17 protein-coding genes are annotated in these 17,640 nt (G+C 69.6%); 10 read left to right on the forward strand and 7 right to left on the reverse strand.

The window, feature by feature from the left end:
- The coding region (locus VFX99_RS11195; protein WP_329666372.1) for an EAL domain-containing protein at positions 1 to 694 on the reverse strand (694 nt) is incomplete at its 3' end.
- A 162-nt stretch (positions 695 to 856) separates the two neighbouring features.
- Between VFX99_RS11195 and VFX99_RS11200 the strand changes: the two genes are divergently transcribed.
- The gene (locus VFX99_RS11200; protein WP_329666373.1) at positions 857 to 1,669 is read left to right on the forward strand and encodes an alpha/beta hydrolase; all 813 of its coding nucleotides are present in this window, start codon (positions 857 to 859) and stop codon (positions 1,667 to 1,669) included.
- Positions 1,666 to 3,054 (forward strand): sensor domain-containing protein, encoded by a 1,389-nt coding sequence (locus tag VFX99_RS11205; protein WP_329666374.1) that lies wholly within the window; start codon positions 1,666 to 1,668, stop codon positions 3,052 to 3,054. The genes VFX99_RS11200 and VFX99_RS11205 overlap by 4 nt, the downstream gene beginning before the upstream one ends.
- Positions 3,055 to 3,088: 34 nt before the next feature.
- Here VFX99_RS11205 and VFX99_RS11210 read toward each other — a convergent pair whose 3' ends face one another.
- Entirely contained in the window at positions 3,089 to 4,987 is a 1,899-nt protein-coding gene (locus tag VFX99_RS11210) for an alpha-amylase family glycosyl hydrolase (RefSeq protein WP_329666375.1), read from the reverse strand.
- A 75-nt stretch (positions 4,988 to 5,062) separates the two neighbouring features.
- On the opposite strand from VFX99_RS11210, the gene VFX99_RS11215 reads away from it, so the two are divergent.
- From VFX99_RS11215 to VFX99_RS11230, 4 genes are all read left to right on the forward strand, one after another.
- Complete coding sequence (locus tag VFX99_RS11215) at positions 5,063 to 5,428, forward strand: methylmalonyl-CoA epimerase (protein ID WP_329666376.1); 366 nt, start codon at positions 5,063 to 5,065, stop codon at positions 5,426 to 5,428.
- A gap of 183 nt (positions 5,429 to 5,611) precedes the next feature.
- Positions 5,612 to 6,067 carry an Hsp20/alpha crystallin family protein gene (locus VFX99_RS11220; RefSeq protein ID WP_329666377.1) on the forward strand — a complete coding sequence of 152 codons (456 nt, stop codon included), beginning with the start codon at positions 5,612 to 5,614 and terminating at the stop codon, positions 6,065 to 6,067.
- Positions 6,068 to 6,230: 163 nt separating this feature from the next.
- A complete protein-coding gene (locus tag VFX99_RS11225; protein WP_329666378.1) occupies positions 6,231 to 6,737 on the forward strand; it encodes a hypothetical protein in 507 nt (168 codons plus the stop codon).
- Between the two features lie 82 nt (positions 6,738 to 6,819).
- Positions 6,820 to 8,421 carry an L-serine ammonia-lyase, iron-sulfur-dependent, subunit alpha gene (locus tag VFX99_RS11230; protein WP_329666379.1) on the forward strand — a complete coding sequence of 534 codons (1,602 nt, stop codon included), beginning with the start codon at positions 6,820 to 6,822 and terminating at the stop codon, positions 8,419 to 8,421.
- A gap of 262 nt (positions 8,422 to 8,683) precedes the next feature.
- On the opposite strand, the gene VFX99_RS11235 is transcribed toward VFX99_RS11230, so the two are convergent.
- Together VFX99_RS11235 and VFX99_RS11240 are read right to left on the reverse strand one after the other, a co-directional pair.
- The gene (locus tag VFX99_RS11235; RefSeq protein ID WP_329666380.1) at positions 8,684 to 9,688 is read right to left on the reverse strand and encodes a hypothetical protein; all 1,005 of its coding nucleotides are present in this window, start codon (positions 9,686 to 9,688) and stop codon (positions 8,684 to 8,686) included.
- Between the two features lie 467 nt (positions 9,689 to 10,155).
- Positions 10,156 to 11,340: a low temperature requirement protein A gene (locus VFX99_RS11240; RefSeq protein WP_329666381.1), complete on the reverse strand. Its 1,185-nt coding sequence runs from the start codon at positions 11,338 to 11,340 to the stop codon at positions 10,156 to 10,158.
- A gap of 242 nt (positions 11,341 to 11,582) precedes the next feature.
- Between VFX99_RS11240 and VFX99_RS11245 the strand changes: the two genes are divergently transcribed.
- Positions 11,583 to 11,873, forward strand: a complete 291-nt coding sequence (locus tag VFX99_RS11245) for a DUF4287 domain-containing protein (RefSeq protein ID WP_329666382.1) — start codon at positions 11,583 to 11,585, stop codon at positions 11,871 to 11,873.
- A gap of 210 nt (positions 11,874 to 12,083) precedes the next feature.
- Here VFX99_RS11245 and VFX99_RS11250 read toward each other — a convergent pair whose 3' ends face one another.
- Positions 12,084 to 12,524, reverse strand: a complete 441-nt coding sequence (locus VFX99_RS11250; RefSeq protein ID WP_329666383.1) for a MarR family winged helix-turn-helix transcriptional regulator — start codon at positions 12,522 to 12,524, stop codon at positions 12,084 to 12,086.
- Between the two features lie 111 nt (positions 12,525 to 12,635).
- On the opposite strand from VFX99_RS11250, the gene VFX99_RS11255 reads away from it, so the two are divergent.
- Positions 12,636 to 14,456, forward strand: coding sequence for a DUF2207 domain-containing protein (locus VFX99_RS11255; RefSeq protein WP_329666384.1), 1,821 nt, complete (start codon positions 12,636 to 12,638; stop codon positions 14,454 to 14,456).
- A 309-nt stretch (positions 14,457 to 14,765) separates the two neighbouring features.
- On the opposite strand, the gene VFX99_RS11260 is transcribed toward VFX99_RS11255, so the two are convergent.
- Together VFX99_RS11260 and VFX99_RS11265 are read right to left on the reverse strand one after the other, a co-directional pair.
- The gene (locus tag VFX99_RS11260) at positions 14,766 to 15,704 is read right to left on the reverse strand and encodes a phospholipase (protein WP_329666385.1); all 939 of its coding nucleotides are present in this window, start codon (positions 15,702 to 15,704) and stop codon (positions 14,766 to 14,768) included.
- 232 nt (positions 15,705 to 15,936) lie between these two features.
- Positions 15,937 to 16,779, reverse strand: coding sequence for a PhzF family phenazine biosynthesis protein (locus tag VFX99_RS11265; protein WP_329666386.1), 843 nt, complete (start codon positions 16,777 to 16,779; stop codon positions 15,937 to 15,939).
- A gap of 177 nt (positions 16,780 to 16,956) precedes the next feature.
- Here VFX99_RS11265 and VFX99_RS11270 point away from each other — a divergent pair, with 177 nt between their 5' ends.
- Positions 16,957 to 17,289: a cupin domain-containing protein gene (locus VFX99_RS11270; protein WP_329666387.1), complete on the forward strand. Its 333-nt coding sequence runs from the start codon at positions 16,957 to 16,959 to the stop codon at positions 17,287 to 17,289.
- Between the two features lie 104 nt (positions 17,290 to 17,393).
- Positions 17,394 to 17,640: HNH endonuclease (locus tag VFX99_RS11275; protein ID WP_414684365.1), on the forward strand; the 247-nt coding region annotated here is incomplete at its 3' end.

The raw sequence follows: 17,640 nt of genomic DNA on the forward strand, positions 1-17,640 counted from the left end.
GATCGCATCGGAGGTCGCGGGCGAGCGTGAGATGCGCCTGGGTCTCGATGCCCTCGGCCACGATCCGCAGGCCGCGCTCGCGCGCGCGCTCGACGGCGACGATGAGTTCCCGCATGACCTGCCGGCTGTCGCCCTGGATCAGCGACCGGTCGAGCTTCAGCTCGGAGACCGGGATGCTCTCGAGCCGATCGACGGATGCATGCCCGGTGCCGTAGTCGTCCAGTGATACCCCGATCCCCAGGGCCAGCAGCCGATTCAGGCGCGGCACGATCGCAGCGATGTCGGGCATCGGGAGGGACTCGGTGATCTCTATCGTCAGGGCACTCGCGGTCAGCTCCCGACGCGACAGCTCCTCGCGCACATAGGTCGAGAACGATTCGGCCGCGAGTTGCGTGGGGGAGACGTTCACAGATACGTCCAACGGCGTACCGGCACTCCGCCAATGGTCGACGGCGGCGAGGCATTCGTCGAGCATGAAGCGTCCGACTTCGTGGATGAGGCCCAGCTTCTCGGCGAGGGGGATGAAGGTGTCGGGAGTCACGAGCCCGCCGTGGTCGCGCTTCCACCGGCACAGTCCCTCGACGGCGACGATGCGGCCGGTGGCGAGGTCGATCAAGGGCTGGAACACCGCGAAGAGATCTCCGTGGCGCACGGCCTCCCGCAGATCGGCGGCGAGTTCATCGGCGGGAAGCATGCACCCAGTCACTCTCTTCGCGGTGCGCACGACAACATCCCCCGTCGAGGCGCCCGAGAGCGTATGCTTCGCCCTGCCTCACCGCCTTCGATGGGCGTCGTCTACGATCGGACATGTGTGCGCCGCTACCCGGGGCGGCCGCGGCCTGCGAAGGAGACCGCATTGGTGCCCGTACTCAGTCCCGACGCGCTCCGACGCAACAACGTCAGAGTAAGCGGCAACCCCGCCGGTCGTGCGCTCGTCTTCGCGCACGGGTTCGGCTGCAGTCAGGCGGCCTGGAATCTGGTCGCACCTGAATTCGAGGCCGACTTCCGTGTCGTGCTGTTCGATCACGTGGGAGCCGGGGGCTCCGATCTCACCGCCTATGATCGTGGAAAATACGATTCTCTGGACGGCTACGCGGACGACCTGCTCGAAATCTTGGAGGCCGCAGATCTTCAGGACATCGTGTTCATCGGCCATTCCGTCAGTGCCATGATCGGCGTACTCGCCGCCAACCGCGATCCCTCACGCTTCGGATCCCTGATCCTGGTCGGCCCCTCGCCACGGTACGTGAACGACGACGGCTACACCGGGGGCTTCGAACCGGCCGACATCCGGGATCTGCTGGATGCGCTGGATGCGAACTACCTCGGCTGGTCGGCGGTGGCAGCCCCGATGATCATGGGCAACCCCGACCGACCTGAGCTGGGGGACCGGCTCACCGAGAGCTTCTGCAGCACGGATCCCGAGATCGCGCGCCACTTCGCTCACGTCACCTTCCTCTCCGACAACAGAGCAGACCTCGAGCGCGTCACGGTGCCCACCCTCGTCATCCAGACCACGGACGACCTGATCGCACCTCTGCAAGTCGGCCGGTACGTGCACGAGGCCATTCCTCACAGTGAACTCACCGTGCTGTCGACCACGGGTCACATCCCGATCCTCTCGGGTGCCCCCGAGGTCGTCGCGGCGATCCGCCGCTACCTCGCATGACCGACTCCGGCTACGAGGAGAGGTACCGGCGAGCTCCCTGCGGGCTGCTGTCCACCGACCTCACGGGTTTGGTGCTGGAGGCCAACGACACCTTCCTCGACTGGGTCGGGTATCCCGCGGATCGCGTCGTCGGAACCGCGTTCACCCGATTGCTCGACGCCGGCAGCCAGCTGTTCTTCGAGACGCGGCACACGCAGGCCCTTCACCTCCGGGGCAGCGTTCGGGAGGTCGCGCTCCGGCTGCGGCGAGCTGACGGGTCCGTCTTGCCTGTGCTGGTCAACTCCGAGGTGTTCCGAGACCAGCAGCCTCCCGTCGTGCGCACGGCCGTCTTCGATACGACGGACAGACTGAGGTACGAAACGGAGCTGCTGCAGGCGCGCAAGGCCGCGGAAACGTCCGAGGAGCGGGTGCGCCTGCTTCAGGACGTCTCGAGTGCCTTCGAGGGAAGCGCCAGCGACGCCGACGTCGCACAGTCCTTCGCCACCCTTTCGCGCGAGGCGTTCGCGGCGACGGAGACGGCCGTGCTGCTGCGGGACGAGACCGGGGCTATGCAGGTCGTCGGAGGCGTCAACCCGCTTGCCGGCATCGTTCCGCCGATCCACTCACTGCGCAACACCGCCGACGTCATCGCCGTCCACGCCGACGACGCGGAACCGCAGTTTCCTGTCCTCGCCGCCGGTCTGAGGGAGGCGCGGCTGGAGTCGCTGAGCATCGCCCCCCTGATGCACGAGGGGGAGAGCCTCGGCGTCCTCGTGTGCTTCTTCCGTCGCCACCGCGACTTCGATGAGCGATCCTTCGATCTCAAGCGGGCGCTCGGCCGCCAGGCGGCGCAGACCCTGGTCCGCATCCGTCTGCAGCGTCGGCTGGAGCATCTCGCCCTCTACGACCAGCTCACCGGCATCCCCAATCGCCAGCTCCTTGCGCAGAGTCTCGACACGGCCATCGGCATCGCGGAGCGGGCGAACGAGCCGCTGGCGCTGGTATTCCTCGACGTCGACGAGTTCAAGGCGATCAATGACCGGTGGGGGCACGCCGCCGGCGACACCGTGCTGCGCGAGATGGCATCTCGCCTGCGCGAGGCTGTCCGTGCCGGTGACGTCGTGGGCCGCATAGGGGGGGACGAGTTCGTCGCGATCTGCGCGAATTCCGATCTTCACGACGGCGAGTCGATCGCAGAACGCATCCTGGCGGTCACGCATGAGCCGATCGTGTTCCACGGAGTTCCGCTCACGGTTGCGATGAGCGCCGGCATCGCGACGTATCGTCCCGACACCGACCCCCGCCCCACCGGAGACCAGCTGCTGATCAGGGCCGATGCCGCGATGTACAGCTCGAAGACCGCAGGCAAGGGCAGGGTCACTTCGGAGCCGCGGCCGACCTACTGAGGGCTCGGTCCGGGGCGTCCGGGGGCGGCCCCGTTCAGGCGACCGGGGTGACCCGCAGCCACACGAAGCCGTGCGCGGGCAGCACGAGGCCGCCGGCGAGGTCGACGTCGGACCCGCGAACCACGTCGATCGCGGTGGGCGCGAAGCCGCCGAAGGTCGTCGCGTCGATGACCGCCTCGGCGTCGCCGACGTTCGCGAGCACGAGGATCACCTGCCCCTCACCCGGACGCTGATAGCCGAGGACCGACGGATGCCGCGCATCGAAGCCGACGAGCGTCCCGCCGCCGAACTCGGGCGTTTCCTGCCGCGCCCGGATCAAGGCGGTCAGCCCGGTGTAGACCCGGCCGGCGTCGGTCGCGGCATCCGCTCTTTCGGCGTAGCGATCCGCGGGTCGGGCCGGACGATGCACCCACCGGCTGTCGCCCGCCTTCGCGGGATCCTCCGCGTATGAGTAGTCGTTGAGCTGCGCGACCTCGTCGCCGAGGTACAACAGGGGGATGCCGCCGGTGGACAGCGCGATCGAATGAGCCAGCAGCACCCGGTCGATGCCGGCCGGGTCGCCCGCCTCGACACCCGCGAGGGATGCCGTGGTGCCCGTGACGCGCGCATCGCCGGTCTTCGGGTTCTCCTGGAACGGCACGCCGCGCGCGAAGCTGCCGGGGAACCGTCCCACGTAGAAGTCGTTGAGGAACCGTCGGTGGCTGTATGCGGCGATGCCGAACTCCGCGGCATCCTCGTCGGCATAGGTCCAGCCGATGTCGTCGTGGCTGCGCACGTAGTTGACCCACGCGGTGCCGGGCGGCAGTGCGTGACGACGCTCGAGCGCCTGCTGCAGCATGCGCGGATCCCGCGTCGCCAGCGCCTCCCACGTCAGCGCCATCTGCAGGGGGTTGTAGGACAGCTGGCACTCCTCGAGCGAGACGTACTCGATCACCTCGTCCGGGTGGACGATCGCCTCCGACTTGAACAGCAGGCTCGGCGCCGCCATCCGCAGCACGGTGTTGAACGCGCGCAGCAGCAGGTGAGCCTCCGGCAGCGACTCGGAGGGTGTTCCGAGCCGCTTCCAGATGAAGGCCACGGCATCCATCCGCAGCACCTCCACGCCCTGATTCGCGAGGAACAGCATCTCGCCGGTCATCGCCCGGAAGACGGCGGGGTTCGCATAGTTCAGGTCCCATTGGAAGTGATAGAACGTCGCCCAGATCCACCGCCCATCCGGCAGCTGCACGAACGAGCCCGGGTGGTCGTCGGGGAAGATCTCGCGGACGGTCCGCTCGTAGGCGTCGGGCATCGTGCGGTCGGGGAAGATCAGGTAGAAGTCCTCGTAGCCCGGCTCGCCGGCGACCGCCTGGCGGGCCCACTCGTGCTCGTCGCTGGTGTGATTGAAGATGAAGTCCACGACCAGCGAGATGCCGGCGGCACGCAGGTCCGCCGCGAGAGCGGCGAGCTCCTCCATCGTTCCGAGCGCCGGGTTCACGCGCCGGTAGCTCGACACCGCGTACCCGCCGTCGGAGTTGCCCTCCGGACTCTCGAAGAGCGGCATCAGGTGGAGGTACGTGAGGCCGAGCTCCTGGAAGTACGGGATGCTGTCGCGAACTCCCGCGAGCGAGCCGGCGTACCGGTCGACGTAGCAGACGCCGCCCAGCATGCGGTGGGACAGGTACCAGCCCGGGTCGCTCTCGCGGGCGGCGTCGCGAAGCTTCAGCTCGCGAGGGCGCACGCCCCACGAGGCCGCAGCCTCGGCGATGACCGCCGCCAGCTGGTCGAGGCCGTCGTCCCGGTCGCCGTACAGTTCCACGAACAGCGGATGCAGGAGCGGGAAGTGCTCGGCGTACCGCCGGGCCAAATCCTCGTCGAACGGGCCGGACTGCTCCGCCGCCAGGCGTGCGATCTCGTCGATGTCGCGACGCCAGTCGGCGCTGAGTCTGCGCATGACACTCCTTTGTGCGTCGCGGGGCCTGGTCTCACAATAGGGCTGAGACCGACAACGACTCGACGGGAGATCGCGATGCGACTCATCCAGGTGGCACTGCACGCCGAGGATCTCGACCGCGCCGCGGACTTCTACACGGTGCTGCTCGAATCGCCCCCCACCGCACGGTTCGATCCCCCGGGACTGCTGTTCTTCGACCTCGACGGCGTCCGGCTGCTGCTGGATCGCGGTGCCCCGGCATCCCTCCTGTATCTGCACGTCGGCAATGTGCACGAGACTCTGGAGCGCCTGGACGGGCTCGCCGATGTGGTCCAGCATCCGCACGTGATCTTCACCCACGGCGACGACACCCTCGGTCCGGCGGGCCACGACGAGTGGCAGGCGTTCATCAGGGATTCCGAGGACAACACCGTCGGACTGGTCGCGTTCCAGCGTCATTGACCCGCTCCGTCCGCGCGGCTCGTCAGCTTCGTCGTACCGCGACTCAGCGGCGCTTCGCTGACGGCGAACGACTGGCACTCGAAGGGTGAGAGTGCTAATCTGATCGTAGTTGAGCCGATACGACTCAACTCTCGTACACCACACCCGGACTCGATCCGGCTATCCGACAGAAGGAGACGAATCATGGCGACCTACGACCCGTTCCGCGACCTCGACCGCCTCGCGTCGACGATGTTCGACGCCCGCCGCGGACCCCGCCGCATGCCGATGGACCTGTACCGCGACGGCGATCACTACGTGCTGACCGCCGACCTGCCCGGCATCGACCCGGGCTCGGTCGACATCGACGTCGATGGCCAGCTGCTCACCATCCGCGCCGAGCGCACCCTCGCGGGTGGCGAGGGCGTCAAGTGGATCACGCGCGAGCGTGAAGCGGCGAGCTTCCTGCGCCAGCTCAACCTCGGCCAGGGCATCGACACCGAGCGCATCGCCGCGAACTACAGCAACGGCGTGCTGAACGTCACCATCCCGGTCAGTGAGAAGGCCAAGCCGCGCAAGATCGAGGTGGCGACCGAGGGTGACTCGCCGGTCATCCAGGCCCGCGAGAGCAGCGACGCACCGCAGCCGGTCGAGCAGTAACCGACGATCGAACGCCCCGGACTTCCGTCCGGGGCGTTCGGCGTCTGCGGGTATCACCGCATCCGCCCGCCGCCTCTTCACTCCGACCCGCATCCCGCGGGCTCCGACCCGCGCTCCGCGGGCCGAAGTGACCCGTGCTCGCGGGTCGGAAGGAGAAGGTGGCATGGCCCTACACCGCAGCCTCATCGCGATTCTCGCGCGGAGGAACCCCAGCATCTGGGAGGAGATCATCGGCCCGCACGGACCGCTGAGCCGGTTCGACGCGGTCGCGCTGAACCCGCAGCCGCTCCCGCCGAAGGCACGAGTGGCGCTGAACCCGCAGCCGCTCCCGCCGGGCGTCGAGTACGGCGCGCACGTCGGCGCGGAGCTCGTGCGCGCCGCCGGTCTCGCTCAGCTGCTGCGCCTGCCGTTCGATGTCAACGTCGACGACATCTGCCCGCCACCCCGGCGGTGGCCGCCGATTCCGTGGCCACCCGCGCCCTGGCCGCCGCGGCCTGAGCCGTGGCGTCACGCCGAGGACTTCGACGGCGACTACGACTTCGGTTACGCGGTCGGGCTCGCGTACGTGCTCGAGGCCAGCGCTCACGGATGGGAGCACCTCGACGCGGCCGGGTCTCTCGAACGCGTGCACGAGGCGGCGTTCGCCACGGCGGAGCGCGGCGTCGGCTGACTTCGCGTGCGCCCGGATGCCGGTCGAGCTCGACGATCCGCCGGCGTCCGGGTGAGCCCGGCCGGGGCGTAGCCTGAGGGCTGTGAGCGCTTACGTCTCGGCGTTCGAGTTGTTCTCCATCGGCGTAGGACCCTCGAGCTCCCACACGGTCGGCCCTATGAGGGCGGCCCGCGATTTCGCCATGCGGCTGCGCGAATCGGGCCGGCTCGACGACGTCGCTCGCGTGACGTGCACGCTGTACGGCTCGCTCGGAGCGACCGGTATCGGCCACGGCACTCCGGACGCGGTCGTCGCTGGGCTGCGAGGGCTCGTGCCCGAGACGGTGGACCCGGATGCCGTCCGCTCGGCGTGGACCGGCTGGCCCGAGGGCCGGCTGCTCCCGTTGGACGGCACGCATCCGGTGCGCTTCTCGAAGTCCGACGTCGTCTTCGCCCCGCGGACCCGGCTTCCGAGCCATCCCAACGCGATGGCGCTCGAAGCATGGACGACCCCGCACTCAGCCGAACCGGGGGAAGCTGCGCGGCTCGCGGCCGCCGGCATCCGAACCAGCGGCAGCGCCCCTGCGCCCGAGCCGCGTCCGGTCACGGACGGGGATGACGGGCTGGTGCTGCGCGAGACGTATTACTCGGTCGGTGGCGGATTCATCCGCCGCGAGGGCGAGCCGGCGCGGGTGGCCGCGCACGCCTACCCCCTCGCGTTCGACAGCGCCGAGGAGCTGCTGGCGCTCTGCGACGAGCGCGGCATCACGATCGCCGAGGCGGCGCGCATCAACGAGGAGGCGCTGCGCAGCGACGACCAGATCGCCGCCGGGCTCGACGCGATCTGGAACGCCATGTCAGCGTGCGTCGACGCGGGCCTGCACTCCGGAGGCGTGCTCCCGGGGCTGCTGCAGGTCAAGCGCCGGGCATCGGCGATCCGCGAGCAGCTCGAGGAGGCCGAGGCCGGAGGACATCGCGAGCTGCCGGGCGAGTGGCTCGGTGCCTTCGCTCTCGCGGTCAACGAGGAGAACGCCGCGGGTGGTCGCGTCGTGACGGCGCCCACGAACGGCGCCGCCGGCATCCTGCCCGCCGTGGCGATGTACTGGTGGCGGTTCCTGGCCGACTCGGGCCTCGGCGTCGGCAACGCGGTGACGCCGCACGGCGAGCTGGTCGGCAGCGCCCTGCTCGGCTTCGCCGGGAGCCGGCAGCTCGGTGCGACTGTGCCCGATGTCGTGGATGAGGAGCTCATCGCCGACGCGAACCGGCGGCGCGGCATCCGTCGTTTTCTGCTGACCGCGACCGCGCTGGGGTCGCTGTTCAAGGCGAACGCCTCGATCTCGGGCGCCGAGGGCGGCTGTCAGGCTGAGGTCGGGTCGGCGTGTGCGATGGCCGCGGGCGGTCTGACCGCCGTGATGGGCGGCACGAACCGGCAGATCGAGAACGCGGCGGAGATCGCGATGGAGCACCACCTCGGGCTGACGTGCGACCCCGTCGGCGGGCTCGTGCAGATCCCGTGCATCGAGCGCAACGCGATCGCGGCGTCGACGGCGGTCACCGCCGCGCGGCTCGCGCTGCGCGGCGACGGTTCGCACTACGTGTCGCTCGATGCGGTGGTCGAGACGATGCGGCAGACCGGCATCGACATGTCGCACAAGTACAAGGAGACGAGCGAGGGCGGGCTCGCAGTGAACGTCTTCGAGTGCTGATGAGGGACGCCCGGGCGGGGCTTTGCGCTCGGCGGGCCTCCAGGGTTGTCGTATCTCGTCGCATCGAATCGGTGCCGTGACGAATCGCGCCAACACAAACAGCACGACGTCGTGCCCGCCCGGACGCAGCTCGACGGAAGGCGTTGAGTTGACGCATCTGGTCGCAAGCGCGGCGGGACGTGCCGAATCGAGTCAAGTGAGCGTGTGGGCGGATGCTGCGGCCAAGCCGCGCTCGGTCACAAGCGGCGCGATCTCGGCGTGTCTACGGGCGCCACCCAGCGCGCAGGAGCGCGTCTCGCACCTGTCTGACCGCGGCCTCCGGCCTCGGGTAGAGGTGTGAGGACGTGATGCGCAGCACGATCCATCCCGCCGCGGCAGCGTGGGCGTGCTTCTCGATATCGCGATGCCACTGCGCACGATCGATTCGGTGGTGGTCGCCCTCATACTCCACGAGCACCCGGTGGTCGGGGTACGCGATTTCGGTGTAGCCGATCGGCTCGCCCCTGAGCCCGACGACGTCGAAGTCGAGCGTCGGTTCCGGCAGGCCTCCACGGACGAGCGCGAGTCGCAGGTCGGTCTCGGGCTGCGATGCGCTTCCGACACGGATCTGCGGAAGAGCTTCGCGGAGCTTTGCCGCCCCGACACGTCGGCCGGCGTATAACGCCGCTTCGAGACGCGCGATGGTCGTATGCCCGACTCCTGCACGTGAGCGACGGCCGCCGCGACTTCGCGCTTCGTGCACGAGCGCGTCCCCCACGGCGATGAGCTCGTCGGCGGTGAGTTCGTCGCCGAGCTGCGCCCATAGGGTCGCTGGGCTGACGACCCGCAGCCCACTCTGGATCTGAACGCTGGTCATGGCTTCAGACAGCTGTCGGCCGTGAACGCCCGCTGCCCGCGACGCGCGATGAGGTGCGAGCACGGCCACGTCGAGGAGACGCGGCGGATCGCCATCGAGGGAGATGCCCTGCCGACGATGGAGTCGCGCGTGCGCCTCCGGGTTGAGCGACCTGAGCGGGAGCGGCACGTCCCAGATGACGCCCGCTGTCACGCCTTGAAAGAAGGCGTGCGGTGGAGCCACCTGTGCGTAGGCTCGCGCTCGCACCAGAATCGCGGTGCGGTGGAATCGCGCGGCGATCGCGGCGGGACTGGCATCATGCACGGCTTCCGCTCGGGCGGCCTCGGCGGCGTAGGCGACGGCATCCGCACGCACGCGCACTCCGTGAAACGGTGCATCGAGATCGCGGTACCGGAGCCGCCGCTCGGACACGCCTGCACTCTGGGCACTGCGGACCGAGAAGCTCTCTCCGAGGACGGCAGGAAGCAGGCGGGCGCGCGGCGGCATCCCCACATGCTGGCGGGTCGAGGCTCTCGCGACGCGCTTCCGCGGCGATGCTGTGGAACGGCACGGGCGTTGCTTTCCGGGGGAGGAAGCGATCGGGATGCCTCGATTGCGCCGAGTCGTCGCGTTGGGGCCTGGACGCGGCGGTCTGCGCCAGGTGGGCATTCGTCGCGGCGATGTGGCTCGCTTGTGCCGAGTCGTCGCGTTGGCCTCTGGACGCGGCGGTTTGCGCCATGTGAGTAATCCTGCGGATGCCGCGGGTGCCGGCATCCGTCACATTCCACGACTGATACGCCGAGACGGGTCAACCAACGCCGGCATGAGCGGGATGCCGCGGCCGGAGGCGGCGCGAAGCGCCACCTCCGCGCCGCCGCCGACCGCCGGCGCCGCCCCCCTCACCCCCCGCTGCGCCGACCCCGGCGCAGCCGGCCGAGCGTCTCGCCGATCGCGACCGCGACCAGCAGCAGCGCGACGGCGACGGACTCGCCGAGCGCGTCCAGCAGTGGTGAGAACGCGGCCAGCACCAGGATGCCGACGAGTCCGAGCACATGCGCGCCCGCCCATCGGTGCTCCAGCACGCGACGGAACAGGGTGGTCCCCAGTAGGAACAGGAGGGGCCCGCCGAGTGTGACGACCGTCGCCGCCAGGCTGTGCGAGTGCGGGTGACCGAGGGCCTCCTTGTCGCCGACGCTCATCAGGACGATGCCGGCGATGATCGCGAGGTGCACCCAGGTGTAGGCCGTGCGCACGAGTCGGCCCGGTTCGTCGGCCGCCTCGATGGCCTCCGCGCCGATGCGCTCGCCGTGGTCGAAGTAGACCCACCACGCCGCCGCCGCCGCGACGAACGCGGCGAACATCGCGATGATGCTCTCGAAGGAGGACTCCATCGCGACGAACGCGAAACCGGTGACGAGGAGACCTTCGCCCAGTGCGATCAGCACGAACAGGGCCGTGCGCTCGGCGATGTGCGGACCGGAGACATCCCACGAGGCGAGCTGTACGCGGCCGAATCGGGGAAGCGGATAGCCGAGCGCGGTGCCGATCAGCTCGAGCGCGAGGGCTGCGCCCCAGAACGGCAGCTGCAGCGACAGCGGCAGCAGAGCGCCCACGATCCACAGCGCGGCGCCGGCAACGGTCCAGACCAGGATGCACACGAAATCGCGCGAGACGTCGCGATCGTGGCGCGCGGTCGCCCACACGATGAAGCCCGTACGCCCGACCTGCAGCACCACGAAGGCGATCGCGAACGTCCACGCCCGGTCGCCGAACGCTTCGGCGATCGCCGCGCTCATGACGAACGACACGAAGGCGAGCGCCACCACGGCGGCGCGCACCGGCAGCTTCACCGGGTCGAGCCAGTTCGTCACCCACGTCGTCGAGACCCAGGCCCACCACAGCGCGCAGATCATGATCACGCCCTCGAGCGCTCCGAGCGGCGTCTGGTTCTCGTACAGGTACGCCGACAGCTGCGTCAGGGCGAACACGAAGACGAGGTCGAAGAACAGCTCGACGTACGTGACCCGGTCGGCGCGGGCCGAGTCGCTCGGACGCAGCACATCGCGCCGCATCCCGAAGGCCATGCCCCATCTTGGCACTCGCCACGCGCCACGCGCCCGCGACGTCCTTCGACGCCGGCGGCCGCGGCATCCCTGATCTCCCAACCGACCCCGGTCTAGGCTGACCGCATGCCGGAGTACGCGGTGCCGACCCCGAAGCGGCGGCGTCGACGGCTGCGAGCGTGGAGCGGTTCGGGCCGACGATCCAGCGGCATCCGACTGACTGATAGCGGCTGCCGTGCCGCACGGCGTGAAAGGGGAGCGGGATGTCGTTCCAGGCATACCTCGACAACATCGAGGAGAAGACGGGGCTGACGCCTCGCCAGTTCATCGAGCTCGCGGGCGAGAAGGGCTTCGGCCCGGGCACGAAGTCGGGCGAGATCGTCTCGTGGCTGGGTGAGGACTACGGGCTCGGGCGCGGCCACGCGATGGCGCTCGTCCACGTCATCACGAAGGGTCCTCGGATCGACTCGAAGCACGTGAACTCGGGCGGCACGCACAGCGACCCGTCCGACACGCTCTGGCTCGACGGCAAGGCGAGCAACCCCGCAGGCTGAGCGGCCGCCTGCCGCCGCGGCATCCGTCGGTCGGAGATTCGTCGCGAAGTCGGATGCCGCGGCGGAATCCCTCCGACGATCGCGGGTTTTTCCGACGTCCGAGGCATTGACGCGGCGACGCTGAGGCGGGGCAGCCCCCGCGTGATGAGTCACGGCTCTGCGACCCTGCACCGGCGCACCCCGTGGCCTTCCGGCCCGAACAGGAGCGGGCTAGCAGCTCTCCTGCTTGTTGCGCAGCTTCGCCGTGAGGTCGCGCAGCTGGGCGAGCTCGTCGTCGTCGAGCAGCGACATCCGCTCGGCGATCGAGCGACCGTGCATCGATGCCACTTTGCGGAATGCCGCGGCCCCTTCCGGTGTGGCTCGCACGAGCGATCCGCGCCCGTCCTCGGGATCGGCGCACTTCGAGATGAGCCCGCGCATCGCCATCCGGTCGACGAGCCGCGACACGCTGGGCTGGCTGATCAGCATGTTCGACGTGACGTCCCGCAAGCGTGCGGTCATGTCGTCGCCGCGCGTGACGGTCAGCAGCACGTCGTACTCCGCCTGCGAGAGGCCGGTGTCGTCGAAGTCGCAGCTGATCTCATCGAACACCTCGTGCTGCGCACGAAACAGGCTCTCCCAGGCGTCGATCGCGAGGCGGCGGTCGGTCATAGGCACCACTGTAGGCGAATGGGGGCGGCAGCTGGGCGTCTGGCACAGTGCTCACCGGGGTTCCACCCCAGACCCCCGGCCCGCCTGCGGCGCCGCCATATGCTGAGCCTCATGGGGGCAAAACTGCTGCGCGTGCTCGTCGTCGCCCTGGTGGCCGTGGGGCTGCCTCTCACGCTGCTCTCGGGCTGCGCGTTCGACGACTCGACCTCGGATGCCGATGGGCCGGTGTCGACCGATGTGAACGACTTCTCGTTCGAGAGCCTCGACGTGCAGTACACGCTCGGCCGCGCGGACGACGGCTCGGGCACCCTGCTCGTCGAGGAGCGATTCGTGGCTGTCTTTCCCGAGTACGACCAGAACCGCGGCATGCAGCGCCGCATCCCGGACTCGTACCAGGGTGCCCCGCTGCGGCCGGAGCTGATCTCGATCACGGATGGAGACGGCGGTTCGCGGCCGGTCGAGACCGAGTCCGAGGACGGCGAGTACATCATGACCTCACGCGCCGACGACTACGTCCACGGCGCTCAGACGTACGTCTTCACGTACACCCTTCAGAACGTCACCCGGTTCTTCCAGAACACCGGCGCGGACGAGCTCTACTGGGATGTCAACGGCACCGGGTGGGCGCAGGACTTCGGGAGCGTCTCGGTGCGGCTGGCGATTCCGGCGGATCTCGCGGGCTCGTTGACCGGGTCGCAGGCCTGCTACGTCGGCTACGAGGGCTCGGGGCAGTCGTGCGAAATCGCCGCGGACGCCGCCGAGGACGGCAGTGCAGCGGTCTCGGCATCCGCCGGTCCAGTATTCGCCTACCAGACCGTCACGATCGCGGTCGGGTTCGAGCAGGAGACGTTCACCCCGTTCGACTCGTCTTATCTCGCGTCGCCCTGGGGATGGCTGCAGGCGATCTCGGCGCTGGGCGTGCTGGCCGCCGTCGTGTTCGCCGCTGTGACTCGAGCTCGGCACCTGCGGGACGCGCCGGGTCGGCCGACGATCATCGCGGAGTACACGCCACCGCCCGAGATCGACGCGCTCGAGAGCGCGGTGCTCCTGGGCCGCACGACCAAGGCGATCCCGGCGGAGGTGCTCGAACAGGCCGTGGTGGGCAGCATCCGCATCGTGGAAGGCAGCCCCAAGCTGTTCGGCGGCGTGAAGCTGAAGGCCCAGCTCATCGATCCCTCACGCGCGGACGGCGACGGCAGGCTGCTGCTGGGCGGGCTCTTCCCGTCCCTGCATCCCGGGACCGAGTACGAGTTCGGCAGCACCGACACCCGCTTCTCGACCGCGGCGCAGAACATCCTCAAGCTCGCCAACGCCGAGCTGACCCGCCGCGGACTTCGCAGAGTGGTGCCGAACACCGTGCGCGCGTGGCCGATGCTCACCGTGATGGGCGCGTCGGCGCTCGTCCTGGTCACGGGACTCTTCGCCATCTTCGCCTTCGTCCAGCCGCTCATCCCGATCCTGCTGATCGTCGGATCCGGAATCGCCTTCTTCCTCGTGATCGCTTTGATCTCACGCACGCCGCTGACCGCGAAGGGCGCCGAGGTGCGCGATCACCTGAAGGGGCTCAAGGAGTTCATCGAGTGGGCGGAGGCCGACCGCATCCGCATGCTGCAGTCGCCGAGGGGCGCGGAGCGCGTGCGCATCGACCCTCGCGACCCGGCGCAGATGCTGAAGCTGTACGAGGTGCTGCTGCCCTACGCGGTGGTGTTCGGTCAGGAGAAGGAGTGGGCCGAGCAGCTCGCAGTGCTCTACGGCCAGGACAACTCCCCGCACTGGTACGCCGGCTCGCACGGTTTCACCGCCGCCTCGTTCTCGTCCGGCATCAGCTCGCTCTCGGCGAGTTCGTCGTCGTCATCGTCCACGTCCGGCGGATCGGGCGGCGGGGGATCGGCCGGCGGCGGCGGTGGCGGCGGTGGCGGCGGCGGGGTGTGAGGGGGTCTGCGTCACCTGATCAGCGGATGCCGGGGGCCCAAGTCAGGGCCGGTCGCAAGGCCCCGGGGGCACAAGTCAGGGCCGGTCGGAGAGGCTCCCGACCGGCCCTTGTCCCTTGCACCAAGAGTGTCCTGCAATCACATGCGGTCGTTGCCACAGCAAAACAACTTCCGTGCTTGAACTCTATAACGACGAGGTAACGGAAGGGAAGAGGTTGCCGTTATCTTTTTGTGATTCTTTTCTCGCGCACACGTAGCGCACGAACAGCGGTCCGCTGCACGGCTTGGTCGCGCCGTGCAGTCGAGCCGATCAGTACCAGCCGGTCGATTCGGAGTGGCCCCACGCGCCGCAGGGCGATCCGTAGACGGCCTCGATGTAGCCGAGACCCCACTTGATCTGGGTCACCGCGTTGGTCTGCCAGTCCGATCCCGCGCTGGCCATCTTGCTGCCGGGAAGAGCCTGCGGAATGCCCGTGGCACCGCTCGAGGCGTTGTACGCCTCGTAGTTCCAGCCGGACTCGCGATCCCACAGCGAGACCAGGCAGGAGAACTGGTCGCCGCCCCAGCCGTACTCGGCGGATGCGATCTGCGCCGCGACCGCCTTCGCACCCTCGGGCGTGTTCGCGGATGCGAGAGCCGCTTCGGCTGCCGCGGCGATCTCTGCCTGGCGCTGCGCCTCCGCCGCGGCGGCGTCGGCCTGACGCTGCGCTTCGGCGGCGGCCTCGGCGGCGGCTGCGGCAGCCGCCGCGGCCGCGGCGTCATCGGCGGCCTTCTGGGCCTGCGCGGCCTGGAGGAGGTCGCGCAGCTCCGCGGCTCCGGCGAGCACGCGACGCGTCTCGGTCGTCACATCCTCCGTGACATCGGGCAGCAACAGCACGGGAACCACGTCGAATGCGGAGAGCCGGTCCATGGCGTCGCGAAGCTCCGCCGTGTCGACGGAGGTGTCGGCCACGCCGACGTCGAGACCGGATGCCGTGATGTCGGCGGTCACGGTCGAGGCTTCGGTGAGGGCTGCGCGCGCGGCATCCAGTGCGGCCTGCGCATCCTGGGAGATCTCGCGCAGCGTCTGCACCGCGGACTGCGCGACCGCAGCGGGCGAAGCGGCTGCCGGCGTCGCGGCGGCGGCGGGAATCGCGGTGAGGAGGCCGGTCAGAGCGATGGCGCTGAACGCCACGCCGAAGGCTGCGGCGCGGGGGGCGATGGACTTGCGGGCGGAACGCCGGGCACGGCGAGTCTGAGGCTCGAGCATTGGGGGATGGTTCTTCCTGAGTGTCTGCCACCGGCGAAGGCCGGGGTGAGCGCCCTCGGGTCGGACGCAAAACACCGAGTCTGCCTCACTCCGTCTGGACGAAACCCCGGTGGATCCTGGCAGAACCGTGGGAGAGCGCGTTCCGGAAAGCCCTGATCAGCGGTGCAGCGCCCCTCGGCGACCACCTTCGCCGGGCTGCGACGGTCCTCGACTTGCTGCTCCCGACGCCACGTCAGATCGTGACGGAGCCGGTGATGCAGGTCGTCGAAGCGCCACCGACCCACACCTCGTCGTCGATCACTTCGATCTCGACCAGCCCCTCGCGGGCGACGCGGGAACCCTGCGCGTTCGTGTATCTCGCAGGCGCCCGCCCTTCACGGTGCAGCCACTGCGCGAGCGAGGCGTTCATGCTGCCGGTGACCGGATCCTCGTATACGCCGACGCCCGATGCGAAGCCGCGCACCTCGTACAGCGCGGCCGATCCGGGCTCATGGCGGCCCAGAACCCCGAGCATGACGTCGGGGTCGGCGGAGAAGTCCGGTTCGAGCGCGAGGACGTCCGCAGCGCTCGCCAGCTCGACCGCGGCCCACCCCGGACCGTTGTCCACCCACTGGTGGGAGCGGATCGCGTCGCGCCGGATGCCCAGCGCGGCGGCGAACGCAGACAGCTGCGCCTCGTCGATCGGCCCACTGCGGATGGTCGCGGGCGCCCGGAACGCAAGCCCCGAATCGGTGCGCCGCAGCTTCACGAGCCCGGCGGCGCACTCCTGCACGATCGCGTCCGCCTCGGCGATGCCGCCGCTCTCGAGCCACGCGTGCGCCGAGCCGAGCGTCGGGTGCCCGGCGAACGGCAGCTCGCCGCCAGGCGTGAAGATCCGCAGGCGGTAGTCGGCGGCATCCGTCGTGGGCGGCAGGACGAACGTGGTCTCGGAGAGGTTCGTCCAGCGGGCGAATGCGGCCATGTCGCTGTCGGCGATTCCGTCGGCGTCGAGCACGACGGCGACCGGATTGCCCCGGAACGGCACGGCCGAGAAGACGTCGACCTGGGCGAAGGCGCGGGCGCGTAGGGAGGACACGGCTCAAGGGTGGCACAAGCGCGGGGTCGATCGGGTAGGGGCGATGCGGTGCCGCGCGACCGTGGTCGGCGGCGGGCATCAGGACTACCTTGGGGTCATCGGGGCGGGCACTGCGGCGCGACGAACCGCGCGCGCGGGCGAGCCGACAGTCACTGATGACCTCGAGAAGGGCCGCACATGCAGAAGACCTCGTTGATCGCCCTCGCCCGGCACGAGCTCGACCACGCGCGCACCTCCGCCAACGGGCGCAGCGCGAAGACGGTCGTCGGCGGCCATGAGCGGCAGCTGCGCCAGACCGTCATGGCCCTGCGGGCGGGCGAGGGCCTCTCCGAGCACGAGAATCCCGGCGAGGCCACGGTTCAGGTCCTGACCGGACGGGTGCTGCTCAGATTCGCAGGCTCATCATGGAACGGGTCCGTCGGAGACCTGCTGAGGATCCCGGACGGCCTGCACTCGCTGGACGCCGTCGAGGACTCGGTCATCCTGTTCACCGTCGTGAAGACGCGCTGACCCGTCGCGCCGCCGCTGCCCCGGCACCCGCCCGACGTACGCTGACCAGCATGGCCGCCAGTCAGTCCCGTCGTGCGCGTGCGTCGCGACGTCGCAAACGCCGGATGGATGCCGCCGACAACGACCTGACACCGCAGCAGTGGGCGGAGATCCGCGCCGCCTGGAGCGGCTGCGCGTATTGCGGCTCGGCGACCGGTCCTGTGCAGCGCGACTGCGTGCTGCCGCTCTCGCGCGGCGGGCGATACACGATCGAGAACGTCGTCCCCGCGTGTCGCTCGTGCAACGCGAGCAAATGCAACGACGAAGTGACGGGCTGGCTGCGGCGCAAGCGGCTCGACGAGCGGACGTTCC

The sequence above is a fragment of the Microbacterium sp. genome, from assembly GCF_036277215.1.
Lineage (GTDB): Bacteria > Actinomycetota > Actinomycetes > Actinomycetales > Microbacteriaceae > Microbacterium.

Bases quoted from the DNA above. Each gene is read 5' to 3' on its own strand.
- VFX99_RS11260 (WP_329666385.1), bottom strand. From the start codon at position 15,704: ATGCTCGAGCCTCAGACTCGCCGTGCCCGGCGTTCCGCCCGCAAGTCC.
- VFX99_RS11220 (WP_329666377.1), top strand. From the start codon at position 5,612: ATGGCGACCTACGACCCGTTCCGCGACCTCGACCGCCTCGCGTCGACG.
- VFX99_RS11205 (WP_329666374.1), top strand. From the start codon at position 1,666: ATGACCGACTCCGGCTACGAGGAGAGGTACCGGCGAGCTCCCTGCGGG.
- VFX99_RS11240 (WP_329666381.1), bottom strand. From the start codon at position 11,340: ATGGCCTTCGGGATGCGGCGCGATGTGCTGCGTCCGAGCGACTCGGCC.
- VFX99_RS11215 (WP_329666376.1), top strand. From the start codon at position 5,063: ATGCGACTCATCCAGGTGGCACTGCACGCCGAGGATCTCGACCGCGCC.
- VFX99_RS11245 (WP_329666382.1), top strand. From the start codon at position 11,583: ATGTCGTTCCAGGCATACCTCGACAACATCGAGGAGAAGACGGGGCTG.
- VFX99_RS11250 (WP_329666383.1), bottom strand. From the start codon at position 12,524: ATGACCGACCGCCGCCTCGCGATCGACGCCTGGGAGAGCCTGTTTCGT.
- VFX99_RS11270 (WP_329666387.1), top strand. From the start codon at position 16,957: ATGCAGAAGACCTCGTTGATCGCCCTCGCCCGGCACGAGCTCGACCAC.
- VFX99_RS11210 (WP_329666375.1), bottom strand. From the start codon at position 4,987: ATGCGCAGACTCAGCGCCGACTGGCGTCGCGACATCGACGAGATCGCA.
- VFX99_RS11225 (WP_329666378.1), top strand. From the start codon at position 6,231: ATGGCCCTACACCGCAGCCTCATCGCGATTCTCGCGCGGAGGAACCCC.
- VFX99_RS11255 (WP_329666384.1), top strand. From the start codon at position 12,636: ATGGGGGCAAAACTGCTGCGCGTGCTCGTCGTCGCCCTGGTGGCCGTG.